This is a genomic window from Pseudoxanthomonas mexicana (assembly GCF_001556105.1).
In the GTDB taxonomy this organism is placed as follows: Bacteria; Pseudomonadota; Gammaproteobacteria; order Xanthomonadales; family Xanthomonadaceae; genus Pseudoxanthomonas_A; species Pseudoxanthomonas_A mexicana_A.
Genome location: NZ_LSIF01000064.1, coordinates 24,722 through 40,974 on the forward strand (window position 1 = coordinate 24,722; position 16,253 = coordinate 40,974).

The 16,253-nt window shown below is 65.8% G+C and carries 15 protein-coding genes; 4 read left to right on the forward strand and 11 right to left on the reverse strand.

Annotated features, from left to right (window positions below; translation table 11 throughout):
- The first annotated feature begins 25 nt into the window (after positions 1–25).
- On the forward strand, positions 26–892 hold the full coding sequence (locus tag AX730_RS11355) for a helix-turn-helix transcriptional regulator (protein WP_062356372.1): 867 nt from the start codon (positions 26–28) through the stop codon (positions 890–892).
- On the opposite strand, the gene moeB is transcribed toward AX730_RS11355, so the two are convergent.
- From moeB to ndk, 9 genes are all read right to left on the reverse strand, one after another.
- Positions 893–2,047 carry a molybdopterin-synthase adenylyltransferase MoeB gene (moeB, locus tag AX730_RS11360; protein WP_269746994.1) on the reverse strand — a complete coding sequence of 385 codons (1,155 nt, stop codon included), beginning with the start codon at positions 2,045–2,047 and terminating at the stop codon, positions 893–895. It lies immediately after the preceding gene.
- A gap of 18 nt (positions 2,048–2,065) precedes the next feature.
- Positions 2,066–3,289 (reverse strand): molybdopterin molybdotransferase MoeA, encoded by a 1,224-nt coding sequence (locus AX730_RS11365; protein WP_062356377.1) that lies wholly within the window; start codon positions 3,287–3,289, stop codon positions 2,066–2,068.
- Positions 3,286–4,686: a ribosome biogenesis GTPase Der gene (gene der / locus AX730_RS11370; RefSeq protein ID WP_062356380.1), complete on the reverse strand. Its 1,401-nt coding sequence runs from the start codon at positions 4,684–4,686 to the stop codon at positions 3,286–3,288. Before der ends, AX730_RS11365 begins: the two co-directional genes overlap by 4 nt.
- 180 nt (positions 4,687–4,866) lie before the next feature.
- Positions 4,867–6,042: an outer membrane protein assembly factor BamB gene (gene bamB, locus AX730_RS11375; protein WP_062356504.1), complete on the reverse strand. Its 1,176-nt coding sequence runs from the start codon at positions 6,040–6,042 to the stop codon at positions 4,867–4,869.
- Between the two features lie 8 nt (positions 6,043–6,050).
- Positions 6,051–6,686, reverse strand: coding sequence for a YfgM family protein (locus AX730_RS11380; RefSeq protein WP_062356381.1), 636 nt, complete (start codon positions 6,684–6,686; stop codon positions 6,051–6,053).
- A 61-nt stretch (positions 6,687–6,747) separates the two neighbouring features.
- Positions 6,748–7,569, reverse strand: a complete 822-nt coding sequence (locus AX730_RS11385) for a helix-turn-helix domain-containing protein (protein WP_062356384.1) — start codon at positions 7,567–7,569, stop codon at positions 6,748–6,750.
- On the reverse strand, positions 7,566–8,387 hold the full coding sequence (pilW, locus tag AX730_RS11390) for a type IV pilus biogenesis/stability protein PilW (RefSeq protein WP_062356394.1): 822 nt from the start codon (positions 8,385–8,387) through the stop codon (positions 7,566–7,568). The genes AX730_RS11385 and pilW overlap by 4 nt, the downstream gene beginning before the upstream one ends.
- Positions 8,377–9,600: a dual-specificity RNA methyltransferase RlmN gene (rlmN, locus tag AX730_RS11395; protein WP_083537870.1), complete on the reverse strand. Its 1,224-nt coding sequence runs from the start codon at positions 9,598–9,600 to the stop codon at positions 8,377–8,379. The genes pilW and rlmN overlap by 11 nt, the downstream gene beginning before the upstream one ends.
- 10 nt (positions 9,601–9,610) lie before the next feature.
- The gene (gene ndk / locus AX730_RS11400) at positions 9,611–10,036 is read right to left on the reverse strand and encodes a nucleoside-diphosphate kinase (RefSeq protein WP_062356397.1); all 426 of its coding nucleotides are present in this window, start codon (positions 10,034–10,036) and stop codon (positions 9,611–9,613) included.
- Positions 10,037–10,257: 221 nt separating this feature from the next.
- Here ndk and AX730_RS11405 point away from each other — a divergent pair, with 221 nt between their 5' ends.
- Genes AX730_RS11405 through AX730_RS11415 form a run of 3 tightly spaced genes read left to right on the forward strand, consistent with a single transcriptional unit; the run spans position 10,258 to position 14,516 of the window.
- Complete coding sequence (locus AX730_RS11405) at positions 10,258–10,887, forward strand: TetR/AcrR family transcriptional regulator (RefSeq protein ID WP_062356399.1); 630 nt, start codon at positions 10,258–10,260, stop codon at positions 10,885–10,887.
- 24 nt (positions 10,888–10,911) lie between these two features.
- The gene (locus AX730_RS11410; RefSeq protein WP_062356402.1) at positions 10,912–13,284 is read left to right on the forward strand and encodes a 3-hydroxyacyl-CoA dehydrogenase/enoyl-CoA hydratase family protein; all 2,373 of its coding nucleotides are present in this window, start codon (positions 10,912–10,914) and stop codon (positions 13,282–13,284) included.
- Between the two features lie 26 nt (positions 13,285–13,310).
- Positions 13,311–14,516 carry an acetyl-CoA C-acyltransferase gene (locus tag AX730_RS11415; RefSeq protein ID WP_062356405.1) on the forward strand — a complete coding sequence of 402 codons (1,206 nt, stop codon included), beginning with the start codon at positions 13,311–13,313 and terminating at the stop codon, positions 14,514–14,516.
- Positions 14,517–14,587: 71 nt separating this feature from the next.
- Here AX730_RS11415 and AX730_RS11420 read toward each other — a convergent pair whose 3' ends face one another.
- On the reverse strand, positions 14,588–14,932 hold the full coding sequence (locus tag AX730_RS11420; protein ID WP_062356408.1) for a tRNA-binding protein: 345 nt from the start codon (positions 14,930–14,932) through the stop codon (positions 14,588–14,590).
- On the reverse strand, positions 14,929–16,227 hold the full coding sequence (locus tag AX730_RS11425; RefSeq protein WP_062356410.1) for an NAD(P)/FAD-dependent oxidoreductase: 1,299 nt from the start codon (positions 16,225–16,227) through the stop codon (positions 14,929–14,931). Before AX730_RS11425 ends, AX730_RS11420 begins: the two co-directional genes overlap by 4 nt.
- Between the last annotated feature and the right edge of the window lie 26 nt (positions 16,228–16,253).

The following is a 16,253-nucleotide window of genomic DNA, read 5'->3' on the forward strand; positions in this document are numbered from 1 at the left end:
CTCGCATGACGGGGACGATGCGTTGATGGCAGGAACACCGGCTTACACCGTGCTGGCACAGGCGCAATGGCCGGGCGTGGACTTGCTGGTCTGCCGGGAAGACATCCGCCAGCGCACGCTGTGGTCGATCGAACAGCCACGGCACACCGTCATCGTCCATCTCGGCGGCACCATGCGCGAACTCGACACCGAGATCGACGGTGCCGGATCGACGCACGCCCCACCGTCGCCCGGCGACATCTGGCTCGTCCCGGCAGAACGGCGCTACGCCAGCCAGGCGCGTGGACAGGTCATCACTTATGCCGAGCTGCGTCTGTCGCCGCTTGCGGACGTGGACCTCGGCAACGAGTCGCGCATGCCGCTCGACGAGTTGATGCCCAGGCTCGGGCACCGGGACGAGTTCCTTCACTACAGCGTGGCGCGACTGGGTCGGCTCAGCCAGAACGCCGATGACCTGTCACTGATGATGGCCGAACGGCTGCAGTTGCTGCTGCGGCAGCACCTGTACGACGGCTACCGGCTTCCGGTGGCGCCAAGACCGGAAGCCGGCTCGCTCTCGCCACAGGCGGCACGCCGGCTATGCGACCACATCGAGGATTGCCTGGACCAGCGCATCACGCTGGCCGATCTGGCCGCGCTGGCGGGCATGAACGTGCACCAGCTGTTGATCGCCTTCCGGCGCAACTTCGGGACCACGCCCGCGCAGTACATCCTGGCGCAACGGCTGCGTCGTGCACGCTGGCATCTGCTCAATGGCAATGCCGACATCGCGGACATCGCCTTCGACTGCGGCTTCGCCAGCCACAGCCACCTCAGTGCCGCGTTCAAGCGCGACACCGGCATCACGCCACGGCAGTTCCGCGATGGGCTGCGCATGCGCGCCGACTACTGATCAGGTCACGCGACAGAAGGCGGCGTAGTCGATGTAGCCAGGAAATGGCCGACCGGCGGCGCACACAGGGCAATCAGGGTCGTGGCGCAGGCGGGTTTCGCGGAAGCGCATCGCCAGGGCATCGAAGTGCAGCAGGCGACCCGCGAGCGTTTCACCGGCACCCAGCAGCAGCTTGATGACTTCCGTGGCCTGCAACAGGCCGATCACCCCGGGCAACACGCCCAGTACACCGGCCTCGGCGCAGTTCGGCGCGAACTCCGGTGGTGGCGGTTCCGGGAACAGGCAGCGGTAGCAGGGCTGCTCGCCCCGATGCCGGCCGGCATCGAACACACTCACCTGCCCTTCGAATCGCTGCACCGCGCCGTACACCAGCGGCTTGCCCAGCTTCACGCAGGCATCGTTGAGCAGGTAGCGGGCCGGAAAATTGTCCGCGCCATCCAGCACCACATCGACGCCCTCGAGCAGACGTTCGACGTTGTCCGCTGTGACGCGCTCGGCGACCGCGTCCACCTGCGTGCGCGGATTGAGCGCCGCCAGCGTCGCCTGTGCCGAGGCGACCTTCGGCGTGCCGATGCGGGCTTCGGTATGCAGGATCTGGCGCTGCAGGTTGCTGCGGTCGACCACGTCATCATCCGCGATGCGCAACTGCCCTACCCCGGCGGCCGCCAGGTAGAACGCAGCGGGCGAACCCAGCCCGCCCGCACCGATCATCAGCACCTTGGCTTGCTGCAGTCGTTGCTGGCCCGCGACGCCCACTTCGGGCAGCAGCAGGTGGCGCGAATAGCGTTCGTTGAAGTCACGTGCATCCGCCGACATGGCGGGCACGACGACCGCGCGCTGCTCGTCGATCCAGCGCGAGGTGCCGCCGGCGACGGACGCCAGGCGGGAGTAGCCGGCGGCCGCCAGCACGCGCGCGGCGTCCATCGAGCGGCCGCCCTTCTGGCAGATCAGGACGATGCTGGCGTCGCGGTCGGGCAGATGCGTGGCGTGATCGCGTTCCAGCGTGCCCTTGGCGATGCCGCGCGCGCCTTCCGCCTGCCCGCTGGCGCGTTCGTGGTCCTCGCGCACGTCGATGAACACACTGCCTTGCGCGAGCAGCGCGGCGACGTCACGGGGTTCGATTTCGCGGATGGCCATGCGGCGATTATCGCGCAAGTCGTGGCGCGGCCCGGCTCAGCAGCCGATCACGTCGACGACTTCACCGGCGCGATAGTCGTGCGCCCCCTCTGGCAGCACGATCAACGCATTGCTGTCCGCCGCCGCACGCAGCTGGTGCGATGCGTCGGCGGCATTCGGCGTGACCTGTAGCCGGCCGTCGGGTGCACTGGACAGCTGACCCCGCAGGAACTCCAGACGCTCGTGCGTTTTCCGCCACGGCGCGGCGAGGACCGCCTTCCAGTGCGGCCGCGGTTCGCGGCGGCGCTGCATGCCATCCAGCACGCCACGGCCAAGGGTCAGGAAGGTCGCCAGCACGGATACCGGATTGCCGGGCAGCCCCAGGAACAGGGCGCGGTCCATCTCGCCGAACAGCACCGGCATGCCCGGCTTCATCCGCACCTTCCAGAAGTGGATGCGGCCATGCGTCGCCAGCAGGCCGGGAAGATGGTCCTTCTCGCCGGCCGACACGCCACCGCAGGTAATGACCACGTCGAATGCCGCCGCCGCGTCGGTCAGCATGGTCTCCATCCGCTCCGGATCGTCGGGCAGCGTCGGCCATGCCGTGGGCTCCAGGCCTTCCGCGCGCAGCAGCGCCATCAGCAGGTCCCGGTTGCTGTTGTAGATCTGGCCGGGCGCCAGCGGCAGCCCCGGCTCCACCAGTTCGTCACCGGTGGTGAAGACGGCAACGGTCGGTCGCTGCGTGACCGCCAGCGACGCCACGCCCAGCGCAGCGGCGAGCGATACGCGCGCCGGTGTCAGCAGGTAGCCTTCCTCCAGCACGCGAACGCCGGCGGACACGTCTTCGCCACGGCGGCGGACATCCGCACCGGGTGCGATGCCCGACGGCACGCGGACGCTGCCGCTGCCGCCCTCCTCGACGCAGTCCTCCTTGATGGCGACCGTGTCCGTCCCACGCGGCAGCGGTGCGCCGGTGGTGATACGGACGCACTCTCCCGCACCGACGTCCAAGTTCTGCAAGCGACCTGCGAACTGCTCTCCTGCCAGCCTCAGCACGGTCGGGCCATCCTTCGAGAGACTGGCATGCGCGAACGCGAAGCCATCCATGCGGCTGTTGTCGAACGGTGGCAGCGCGACCGGCGAGACGATGTCCTCGGCCAGCACGCGGCCGCCCGCACGTGTCACCGGCACGCGCTCGGCCTTCAACATCCGGTTGGCGGCGACGTCGCGGATGATCTCCGCGGCGGCGGCGAAATCGATGCGGGTCGGGTAACCCGTCACTTGCCGCGCTTGACGTGCCGGATCAGGCGGCGCTTCTTGGCGATCTGCTTCTCGGTCAGCACGTTCTTCTTGCCCTCGTAGGGATTGGCGCCCTCGCGGAAGATGAAGCGCACCGGCGTGCCGACCAGCTTGAAGCGCTTGCGGAAGAAGTTTTCCAGGTAGCGCTTGTACGACTCCGGCAGCACCTTCAGGCGCGTGCCGTGGACGATGAAGGTCGGCGGATTGGCACCGCCCGGATGCACGTAGCGCAGCTTGGAGACATGCCCGCGGATGCTCGGCGGCGGATTGGTCTCGTAGGCGATCTCGAGCGCCTTGTTGACCTCGCTGGTACCGAACTCCTTGGTCGCCGACGCATGCGCGCGGTGGATCGCCTTGAACAGTTCGCGCAGGCCCGAGCCATGCAAGGCGGAGATGCGCACCACTTCGGCCCATTCGACGAAGCCCAGTTTGCGGGCCAGCAAGGCTTCGGCCTGCTCACGCTGGTAGGCGGTCAGTCCATCCCACTTGTTGATCCCCACCACCAGCGCACGGCCGGCATCCAGCACAGCGCCGAGCACGCTGGCGTCCTGGTCGGTGACGCCCTCGGTCGCGTCCAGCAGCAGCACCGCCACCTGGCATTGCTCGATGGCCTGCAGCGTCTTGACCACGCTGAACTTCTCGACCGCCTCCTCCACCTTGCCCTTGCGGCGCAGGCCGGCGGTGTCGATCAAACGGTACTGGCGACCGTCGCGCTCCATGTCCACGGCGATGGAATCGCGCGTGGTACCGGGCACCTCGGACGCGATCATGCGCTCTTCGCCCAGCAGGCGGTTCACCAGCGTGGACTTGCCCACGTTCGGGCGCCCGACGAAAGCCACGCGCATGCGGTTCGGATCGTTGTCCAGACCGGCTGTCCCACCTTCTTCAGGCAGGCGCTGATGCACTTCTTCCAGCAGGTCATCAATGCCCTGACGGTGCGAGGCCGAGATGGTGATGACGTCGGCGAAGCCATAGCGCGCGAAATCCGCGATCGCGGTGGTCTCGTTGATGCCGTCGATCTTGTTGACGACCAGCAACGTGGGGCGTGACGTCTTGCGGAGCCAGGCCAGAATGTCGTCGTCCAGCGCGGAGGCGCCTTCGCGGCCATCGACGATGAACAGCACCAGGTCCGCTTCTTCGGCGGCGGCACGCGCCTGGCGCGCCGTGGCGCCGGCCAGACCTTCTTCTTCGCCGGCGATGCCGCCCGTGTCGACCACGAGGAACGGGGCTTCTTCGTCGAGACGACAGACACCGTAGTTGCGGTCACGGGTCACGCCGGGTTGGTCGTGCACGAGGGCATCACGACTGCGGGTCAGCGCATTGAACAGGGTGGATTTGCCGACGTTGGGACGGCCCACCAGGGCGACGAGGGGCAGCATGCAGGAAGCAACCGTGAAGAGGAGGGTCGCCGGAGGGTCGCCGTCGCGCGTGCGGCACGACTGCTCCGGTCGGTCAAGGGGCCGCCATGGTATCGGAATACGCCCTGATCCGCGAAAAAGGGCCGCATTGCGGCCCTCTTGGGTAACACGGCAAGGAGCGGCTGGGCCGCTCCTGTCGGCTTACTTGAAACCGAACGCGGTCAGTCCGCCTTCCCCGTCCTGGACCAGCAGGACGCCCTCGGCCACGACGGGCTTGCCACGGATGGCCTTGCCGCCGACGCGCGCGCGCGCTGCCACCTCGCCATTGTTCGTCTTCAGCCAGTGCACGTAGCCGTCGTAGTCGCCGACCACGGCGTAGTCGCCATGGATCGTCGGTGCAGACAACGAGCGACGAGCGAGCGTGGTGTTCGACCAGAGTGCGCTGCCGCTGTACTTGTCCAGACCCCAGACCGTACCGGCCGGGTCGGCCACGATGACGGCACTGCTGGTCACGCCCAGACCGCCAGCGCCACCGTTGTCGCGTGTCCAGAGCGGGCGACCGGACGGCCCTTCGAGGGCGACCGTCTCCTTCTTGAAGCTCGTGACATACAACGTGGTGCCTTCCAGTACCGGAGCACCGTCTACGTCCGCCATGCGCTCCAGCTCGCTGCGGCCCTCGGGCATGCCGACCGTCTGCGTCCACATGGGGCGACCGTCGTTGGCTGCCAGCGCGGTGACCGTGCCGTCATCGCTGCCCGCGAATACGACACCCGGCCCGAATACCACGGGTGCATTGCCACGCACGGTCAGGCTGGGAAGTTCGTTGTTCCAGAACCAGCGGCGTTCGCCACTGTCGGACGACAACGCGGTAACGCGTCCATCGTTGGTACGGACATACACCATGCCCTGGCCGATGGCAGGCGCCGCGATGACTTCGTTCGGCACCTCGGCCTTCCACTTCTCCGTGCCCGTGGCCGCGTCCAGTGCGATCACGTGGCCGTCGAGCGTACCGATGACGACCAGACCCTGCCCAGCGCCCGGGCCACCCGACAGGCGCAGGTCAGACTTGTATTGCCACGCCTGCTTGCCCGTCTGCAGGTCGAAGGCGCGCACGCCGCCCTCGACTGCAGCGGCGTAAACCCGCCCATCCTCGACGACCGGTACCTGCTGCAGGCCGAGGCGCTTTTCGCCCTTGCCAACGTTGGCACTCCACAGCTTCGAGACCGATGCCGTCGGCGTGATGTCGACGAGCTCGGCGGGGTCAACCGGCTTCTCGCCCTCCTTGCCCTTGCCCGCGAACCAGCCCTTGACGGTGCTGCAGCCGCCCAATGCGGCGATGATCGCGGCAGCCGCCATCAGGCGAACCATGGGGGTCATGCCGCGGCTCATGCTATCTCTCCCGGCTTTGGCGGCGTGCCGCCTGCGTCAATCAGCTTCAGTTCCACCAGTCGACGCTGTGGAGATACCGCATCCAGCGTGGTCAGCGCACGGGTGTACGCCTCCTGCGCTTCCTTGGTCTTGCCCGTCGCGAGCAAGGCATCGCCCCGCGCTTCAAGGCTGGAGGCGTCATCCGCCTTGTCCAGCACCTTCAGGGCCTCATCGTGCTTGCCCGCATCGATCAGCAGGCGCGCCAACCGCAGGTTTACCAACGGCCGAAGTGCGTCGTCAGGGGTCAGGCTGCGCAACGTGGCAATGGCAGCGTCCGCCTGCCCCGACTGTACCTGTGCCTTGGCCAGTTGCAGGCCGGCGACATCGGCATAGAGCTCGTCCTCCTTCACCAGCGCATCGACGGCACCTTGGGTTTGCTTCAAATCGCCCTTGGTGAGTCCATCGATAGCGGTTTGGTAGCTCTGGTAGGCCTGCTCCTTCTTGCCGGCCTGGTCCTTCTGCCACCACTGCCAGCCAAAGATCACACCCAACCCCAGGACGACGCCGCCCAGCAAGCCGGCACCATTACTTCTCAGCCAGCTGCGGACACGTTCGCTTTGTTCGTGCTCGTCGAGCAGATCATCAATCGCCATGCGCTCTCTTGCCCCGTCTCAGGCGGGGTCTCGGTCTAGGTTGAACAGACCCGCACGCGGGTCAGTCAACGACCGGCGCCAGGGAACCCTCGGAGGATACCGTAAAGCGTGCAACGTTCGCTCGCTGATACGGCGCGAGATCCACCGTACTACCCGCATGCTGAACCTCGACCGCCGCCGCATCGCCCAGTTTCACTCTCCCGACCTCGCCCGGCGCATAACGGCGCTCGTCGCCCGCTCGGAGCAGTGCGTGTTCGACCTTGCGGCCATCGGGAGCATTCACCTCTACCCAGCTGTCGCCCCTGAACGACAACGACAACCAGGACGCCGTCGCACGCGGGGACGGCGCCATCGACGCTACGTAGGGAGCCGCTTGCGGTCGAGTCACTGGTCGCGAGGCGTCTGCTTGACCTTCGTTACCCGCTCGCGACGCATCGGGCACGTCATCCAGCGACGCGGTTGCGGCCTCAGGCGCCGGCCCCGAGGCGGGGCGAAGTGCCATCCACACGGGCGTCACGATGACCAGCGTCAGCACGACGTAAACCGCACGCCGCTTGAAACTCTCAAACGCGTGCTGCAAGCGCGGCGTATGCGTATGGCTGACCAGTTCGGCCGGTGCGGCCACGACGGCATCCGCCTGCTGCAGGAATGGCTCAACGTCGACCTTGAGCAGTCGACCGTAACTGCGCAACTGACCACGAACGAAGACCGCACCACCCAATTGGTCCCACTGTCCTGCTTCGAGGGACTGCAGTACTTTCGCGGGCATCTTCAGACGCTGGCTGACCTCCTGCAATGAAAGGCCGGCTTGCTCACGCGCCAATCTCAGCGCCTCGCCGCACCCCTGCGGCGGGGACATATCCCCGACTACCGATTGCATCATGGCCCTGCATTTCCCCCGGTGGTGACGTCCTGCGCGTCCGGGAACTCCGCCCGAATGCGCTGAACATATCGACTGGCGGCGGCCCTGTCGCCGAGTCTCTCTTCGATTTGTGATGCGAGTTTCAGGACAGCTACGCTGGCGGGCCCCGCAGCCAGCCTACGCTCGATGAAGGCACGGGCAGGCAGGTATTGCTGCCGGCGAAACTCAAGTTCGGCCATCGCCTCCAGCGCCACCGCATTCGATGGCTCTGATGCCAGTGCCTCGCGCAGGTCATGCGCGGCTCGATCATTCTGGCCGGCTTTGAGTGCGCAGCTACCCGCGTTGGCCATGGCCGAGCCCGGGGTGGCATAACCCGGCGCATGAATGGCCCGGTCGAACCACACCAGCGACTCGGCAGCGAATCCGTTTGCGCACAACCACGTGCCGTAATTGTTCTGCACCGCGCCCCGCGTCGGCGCCAGTTCCGCCGCGCGTCGATAATGCTGCCCCGCGACGCTGGCATGACCGCGCTGATCCTCGATCACGGCCAAGATGGTGACTGCATCGACCGAGCCGGGATCCAGCTTCAGCGCGGCACGTACATCCTTCTCGGCAACGTCTGGCTCGCCGGACTGCAGCCTTTGCATGGCACGCGCCAGCAGGATCTGTACCGACTGGCGACGCTTTACGTCGGGACTGTCTCCCACCGAATACTCGGGCGCCGTCTGCTGGCCGGGCAGCGACTCGATCTTGTTCTTGGGGCGCACGAAGGTCAGGCGACTGCAGGCGGTCACCATCAGGATGGGGACAAGCAGCAGGCAGAGCGCCTTAAGCCGCATCGTCGATGCCCTGTTCCTGCAGTTGTCGGCGGAACTCCGCTTGGCGGCGTGTCCGGTCCATGACCTGCCCTTTCAACTGGCCACACGCGGCATCGATGTCATCGCCTCGGGTACGTCGCACCATCGTCAGTACCTGCGAATCGAGCAAGAGCTTCTGGAAGGCACGAATGTCTTCCTCGGGCGCACGCTCGTAGCGTGTTCCGGGGAACGGGTTGAACGGAATCAGGTTGACCTTGCCGGCGTCCTTCAGCTGAGCCGCATTGCTGAACTTGCGCATCAGCTGCGCCAGCTGGCGCGCGTGCTCGGGCTGATCGTTGACGCCCTTCATCAGGGTGTACTCGAAAGTCACCGAGTCGCGCTTCTTGTTGGCCCGCAGGTAACGCACGCACGAGGCCATCAGTTCGGCGATCGGGTACTTCCTGTTGAGCGGCACCAGTTGTTCGCGCAGCACATCGTTCGGTGCATGCAGCGAGACCGCCAGCGATACGTCGGTCTCGGTGGACAGGCGGTCGATCATCGGCACCAGGCCTGATGTCGACAGCGTGACCCGCTTGCTGGCCAGGCCATAACCCAGGTCATCACGCATGATGTTCATCGCGCGGACAACGTTGTCGAAATTGAGCAGCGGCTCGCCCATGCCCATCATCACCACGTTGGTGAGGCGACGGTTCTGTGCTGGCACGTTGCCGAGATGGCGCGCCGTCACCCACACCTGCCCGATGATCTCGGCGGTCGTCAGGTTACGGTTGAATCCCTGCGTAGCGGTCGAACAGAACGTGCAGTTCAGTCCGCAACCGACCTGCGAGGACACACACAACGTGCCACGGTTCTTGTCGGGGATATAGACGGTTTCGACGGCATTCTTGCCGTCCACGCCCATGCCGAGCAGCCACTTGTGGGTACCGTCGGTGGACGGTTTGTCGAAGACGACTTGCGGAACGACGACTTCCGCATGTTCCTGCAGCTTCGCTCGCAGGTTCTTGCCGAGATCGGTCATTTCGTTGAAGTCGGTGACGTAGCGGTGATGGATCCACTTCATCACCTGGTGCGCGCGGAACTTCTGCTCACCCAAGTTGCCGACGAAGAACTGCTCAAGACCCTCTCGATCCAGGTCCATGAGGTTCTGTTTTGCGGACACGGACGCACCGATGGCCACGGACGGAGCGTCCGTGGCCAGCTTCAACTCGATCGGCGGCAGTTCGTGGCTGCTCATCGTGTATCGCTCAGCGCGAGAACACTTCGGTCGCGGCGAAGAAGTACGCGATCTCGATGTTCGCGTTCTCGACCGAGTCCGAGCCGTGCGCGGCGTTGGCGTCGATGGAGTCGGCGAAGTCGGCGCGGATCGTGCCCGGCGCAGCATCCTTCGGGTTGGTGGCACCGAGAATGTCGCGGTGCTTGAGCACGGCGTTCTCGCCTTCCAGCACCTGGATAGCGACGGGGCCGGAGATCATGAACTCGACCAGCGCGTTGAAGAACGGACGCTCACGATGGACGGCGTAGAAACCTTCCGCCTCGCGGCGCGACAGGTGCTTCATCTTCGAGGCCACGATCTTAAGACCGTTCTTTTCGAAACGGGCATAGATTTCACCGACGACGTTCTTGGCAACGGCATCGGGCTTGACGATTGACAGGGTGCGCTCCAGCGCCATGGGGATTATCTCCGTTGGGCGGGCCACTGAAGGCCCAAGGGTAACATGAAAAACCCGCGTCGAAACACGGGCTTAGACCAGAAAGCGTAGCGAGATTCTAACGTATCCGACGGAAGTGTGCAGCCGGGCACGGGCGTGATTGCTGCCCTGCAGCATGACACCCCAATCGGCCGGGAAGACAATGGATCAAACAAGCGTTTGATTCAGTCTCGGAGGGCATCATGGCCAACACCACGCATTTCTCGACCAAGGAGCGGATCCTGGGGGCCGCCGAAGAGCTGTTCGCCCAGCACGGATTCGCCGGCACCTCGCTGCGGCAGGTCACCAGCCGCGCCGACGTCAATATCGCGGCCGTCAACTACCACTTCGGCAGCAAGGAAAACCTGGTCAATGAGGTGTTCCGCAGGCGCATGGACGACATGACCGTGGCCCGCCTTTCCCTGCTGGAAACGGCACTCGCCGACCGCCCCGGCGAGCTCGAGCCCATCCTGGCCGCCTTCGTCGAGCCTGCCCTCGCGCTGGCCCAGGACCGCCACGGCGGAGGCGCCTTCGTCCGCGTCATTGCCCGCGCCTACGCCGAGAAGAACGACGGCTTGCGCAAGTTCCTCTCCGACCATTACGGCCATGTGCTGCGCGAGTTCGGCAAGGCCATTGCGGCCTGCGTCCCCGGCCTCAGCAAGGAAGAGCTGTACTGGCGGCTCGACTTCTTCTCCGGCGCATTGACGTACGCCATGGCCGATTTCGGGCTGATCAAGCGCCCCACAGGTGTCACGGAGGCGGCGCACCGTGAGCGTGCCGCCCGTGAATTGATCCGTTTCGCCGAGGCCGGCCTGCGCGCCGACCGCACCTAAACCCCTGCAATCCAAGGAAATCCCATGTCCAATCCCCTGCTTGTTCGCAAGGCGGCCGTGCTGGGCGCCGGCGTGATGGGCGCGCAGATCGCCGCGCACCTCACCAATGCCGGCGTCGACACCGTCCTGTTCGACCTGCCCGCCAAGGACGGTCATCCCGACGGCATCGTGCACAAGGCGATCGCCAACCTGGCCAAGCTGAGCCCCGCTCCGCTGGCCAGCAAGTCCTTGGCCGAAGCCATCACGGCGGCCAACTACGAGACCGGCCTGGAGCACCTGAAGGGCTGCGACCTGATCATCGAGGCGATCGCCGAGCGGATGGACTGGAAGCAGGACCTGTACAAGAAGATCGCCCCCTTCGTGGCCGATCATGCGGTACTGGCAAGCAACACGTCGGGTTTGGGCATCAACAAGCTGGCGGAGGTGCTTCCGGAGCAGCTCCGCCACCGCTTCTGCGGCGTCCACTTCTTCAACCCGCCGCGCTACATGCACCTGGCCGAGCTGATCCCGGCCAAATCCACCGACGCCTCAGTACTTGAAGGCCTGGAAAGCTTCCTGACCAGCACGCTGGGCAAGGGTGTGGTGTACGCCAAGGACACCCCCAATTTCATCGGCAACCGGATCGGCGTGTTCTCGATCCTGGCCACGGCCCACCATACCGGCGAGTTCAAGCTGGGCTTCGATGAAGTGGACGCCATCACCGGCCCGCTGATCGGCCGCCCGAAGTCTGCGACGTACCGCACCTCGGACGTGGTCGGCCTGGACACCATGGCCCACGTCATCAAGACCATGGCCGACACCCTGCCGGACGATCCCTGGCACGCGTACTTCAAGTCGCCCAAGTGGCTGGAAGCCCTGATTTCAAAGGGCGCGCTGGGCCAGAAGACCGGCGCCGGCATCTTCCGGAAGGTCGGCAAGGACATCGTGGTCCTGGACCTGGAGAAGCAGGACTACCGCGCCTCTGACCGCACCGCGGCACCGGAGATGGTCGAGATCCTGAAGATCAGGAACCCCGCCGAAAAGTTCGCCAAGCTGCGCGAGAGCCAGCATCCGCAGGCGCAGTTCCTGTGGGCGGTGTTCCGCGACCTGTTCCACTACAGCGCCTACCACCTGGCCGATATCGCCGAGACCGCACGCGACGTCGACCTGGCCATCCGCTGGGGTTACGGCTGGAGCCTCGGTCCGTTCGAGACGTGGCAGGCCGCGGGCTGGAAGCAGGTGGCGCAGTGGATCGCCGATGACATCGTGGCGGGCAAGGCCATGAGCAGTGCGCCGCTGCCGAACTGGGTGTTCGACGGCCGCGAAGGCGTTCATGGTGCCGAGGGCAGCTACAGCCCGGCCAAGAACGCCAAGTTGCCGCGCTCGTCGCTGCCCGTGTACAAGCGCCAGCGCTTCCCCGATCCGCTGCTGGGCGAAACCTTCCCGCAGGGCGAGACGGTGTTCGAGAACGACGGCGTGCGCCTGTGGACCGACGGCGACGGCATCGGCGTGGTCAGCTTCAAGACCAAGATGCACACCGTCTCCGACGCGGTGCTCGACGGCCTGCAGCAGGCCATCACCATCGCCGAGCAGACGTTCAAGGGCCTGGTGATCTGGCAGCCGAAGGAGCCCTTCTCCGCCGGTGCCGACCTGGCCGGTGCACTGGGCGCGCTGCAGGCCGGCAAGATCGCCGAGTTCGAGGCGATGGTCGCCAACTTCCAGGCCACCAGCCAGCGCATCAAGTATTCGCTGGTGCCGGTCGTGGCGGCGGTACGCGGGCTGGCACTGGGTGGCGGCTGCGAATTCCAGATGCACAGCGCCCGCACCATCGCGCACCTGGAGAGCTACATCGGTCTGGTCGAGGCCGGCGTTGGCCTGCTACCCGCCGGCGGTGGCCTTAAGGAAATTGCCGTGCGCGCCTCGCAGGCCGCCGGTCCGGGCGGCGATGTGTTCGCCGAACTGAAGAAGACCTTCGAAACCGTTGCGATGGCAAAGGTATCCGCCTCGGCCGTCGAGGCCAAGGAACTGGGCCTGGTGCGGGCCGGCGACAAGGTCGCCTTCAACGCCTACGAACTGCTGCATATCGCCAAGCAGGAAGCGCTGGCGCTGGCCGAGACGGGCTACCGCCCGCCCCTGCCTGCCCGCCGCATCCAGGTGGCCGGCGACGTCGGCATCGCGACCTTCAAGATGATGTTGGTCAACATGCTGGAAGGCCGCTTCATCAGCCCGTACGACTACGAGATCGCCGTGCGCATCGCCACTGTGCTGTGCGGTGGCGAAGTCGACCGCGGCGCGTTGGTCGACGAGGAATGGTTGCTCAAGCTGGAGCGCAAGCACTTCGTCGAACTGGCGCAGCAGGAAAAGACCCAGGCCCGCATCGCGCACATGCTGAAGACCGGCAAGCCGCTGCGTAACTGACCGACGACGACACAGGACATAGAGACATGAGCAAGCAAGTACAGGAAGCCTACATCGTCGCCGCCACCCGCACGCCGGTCGGCAAGGCGCCCAAGGGCGTGTTCCGCAACACCCGCCCGGATGACATGCTGGCGCACGTGCTGAAGTCGGTCGTGGCGCAGGCGCCGGGCATCGACCTCAGCCGCATCGACGACGCCATCATCGGCTGCGCCATGCCAGAGGGCGAGCAAGGCATGAACGTGGCGCGCATCGGCCTGCTGCTGGCCGGCCTGCCGAACACGATCGCCGCACAGACCATCAACCGCTTCTGCTCGTCCGGCCTGCAGGCCGTGGCGATGGCCGCGGACCAGATCCGCCTGGGCAACGCCGATCTGATGCTGGCCGGCGGCACCGAGAGCATGAGCATGGTGCCGATGATGGGCAACAAGATCGCCATGGCGCCGAGCGTGTTCGACAACGATCACGTGGCCATCGCCTACGGCATGGGCATCACCGCCGAGAAGGTCGCCGAGGAATGGAAGATCTCGCGCGAAGACCAGGACGCGTTCGCCGTCGCCTCGCACCAGAAGGCACTGGCCGCGCAGGCCGCCGGCGAGTTCAGGGACGAGATCAGTCCGTACGAGATCGTCTCGCGCCAGCCCGACCTCGCCGGCAACACGGTCCGTCTGAAGAAGCTGCTGGTCGAGCAGGATGAGGGCCCGCGCGCCGACACCTCGCTGGAAGGCCTGGCCAAGCTGCGTACCGTGTTCCGCAACCCGCAGTTCGGCGGCACGGTCACTGCAGGCACTTCGTCGCAGATGAGCGATGGCGCGGCCGGCGTACTGCTTGCCTCGGAGCAGGCGATCAAGGACTACGGCTTGACGCCGCTGGCCCGTTTCGTCAGCTTCTCGGTCGCTGGCGTGCGTCCGGAAGTGATGGGCATCGGCCCGATCGCGGCGATCCCGAAGGCATTGAAGCAGGCTGGCCTGACCAAGGACCAGTTGGACTGGATCGAGCTCAACGAAGCCTTCGCTGCGCAGGCGCTGGCGGTGATCCGCGACAGCGAACTGGATCCCTCGAAGATCAACCCGCTGGGCGGTGCCATCGCCCTCGGCCATCCGTTGGGCGCGACCGGTGCGATCCGCACCGCCACCATCGTCCACGGCATGCGCCGCCAGCAGAAGAAGTACGGCATGGTGACCATGTGTATAGGCACCGGCATGGGCGCTGCGGGCATCTTCGAATCGCTGTAACCAGGTCGTTCGCCCGCCTGAAAGAGGAATGGCGCCGGAAGGCGCCATTTCTTTGCGTTAGGTGAGCGCGTTCAGGCCATGCGCGTGCCGTCGGGCACCGGCCGTTCGACCGTCGTGACCACCACGCCTTCGTCGGTGTGGAATCCGGTCAGCAGGAACTCGGAAATGAAAGGGCCGACCTGCTTGGGCGGGAAATTGATGACACCCACGATCTGCCGCCCGACCAGATCGTCGGGTGCATACAGCGACCGGATCTGCGCACTGGTCTTCTTCACGCCATGCGGCCCGAAGTCCACCCAGACCTTCCATGCAGGCTTGCGAGCCTCGGGGAACGGTTCAACCTTCTGCACGGTGCCGGCGCACAACTGGACACGCATGAAGTCGTCCCACCCGATCGTGTCTGCCGTCCCGCTCATGTTCGCTTCCCCCGTTCCGCCCGCGCCTTCCACGCATCCTTCGCTTCCGCCCACCAATAGCTGAGCTGGGCGCCCAGAAATCCTGCCGGCTTCATCGCCGACACCAGACCATAGGCGCCGAACTCACGCCAACGTTCGTCGCCTTCCGCAATGGCGGAGGCGATAACTTCGCCGGCCAGCGTCGTCGGCGCCACGCCATGGCCGCCGAATGCCTGCGCCACCCAGAGACCGGGTTCGACCTGCCCGATCTGCGGCATCTCGTGGCGGGCGTAACTCATGAGGCCCGACCAGGCGTAGTCGATACTCACCCCTTCCAGTTGAGGAAAGACCTTCAGCATGTCGCGATACAACAGACGCCTGACCGCGTTTGGCGAGCGGTCCAGGATGGAGATGCGCCCTCCCCACAGCAAGCGGGAATCAGGCAGTGGCCGGTAGTAATCGAACGCGAAACGGGTGTCGTAGACCGCGGCACGGGTGCGCATCGCCTCCTCCAGCCGAGCACCCAGCGGCGCCGTGACCATGACGTAGGTCGCGATAGGCAGGACGCCGGCGTCCACCCGCCTGTGCAGGCCTGCCAGATAGCCACCACAGGCGAGCACCACCTGCCTGGCATCGACGCTTCCGGAAGGCGTCGTGACGCGCCAGCCATTGCCGGTACGCTCCAGCGACACCGCCGGGGAGCGGGCGAACAGCGAAACGCCCTGTTCAGCAGCTAAGCGCGCGAGCCCATTCGCATACTTCAATGGATGGAAGTGGAACGCCTGTGGTTCGTACAAGGCGTCGTGATAGCGGGACGTGCGCAGCTGGCGACGGACCTCATCGCGATCCATCCATTGCCAGTCCTGATCGAAGGCATCCCGCAGCAGCGTCTGCCGCTGCCTGAGCACCTCCCGGTCGTTGAACCAGTTCGCCCAGATGATCCCCGCCTGCGTGTCATCGCAAGCGATGCCATGCCGGGTGATACGGCGACGGATCAGTTCTACCGCCTGCGTCGTTCCCGTGTACAAGGCGTTCGCACGTACCGGCCCAAGATCGCGTAACAGCGAGGCTTCGCCGCGCGAGAAACCACCGAACACGAAGCCGCCATTGCGCCCCGAGGCACCGAATGCCGGCGTATCCGCTTCCACCAGCACGACATCGTGTACACCACGTTCCGCCAAGCCCAACGCGGTATTCAATCCGGCGAAACCAGCGCCCACGATGCAGACAGAAGCCTCGATGCGCGATTCGAGCACGGGCAGTGCGGAAGCCGCGCCTGCTGTTTCCAGATAATAGTTGCCGGCTGACCTCCGCATGAAATGGCGTCCCGCGGTCAGCGAGG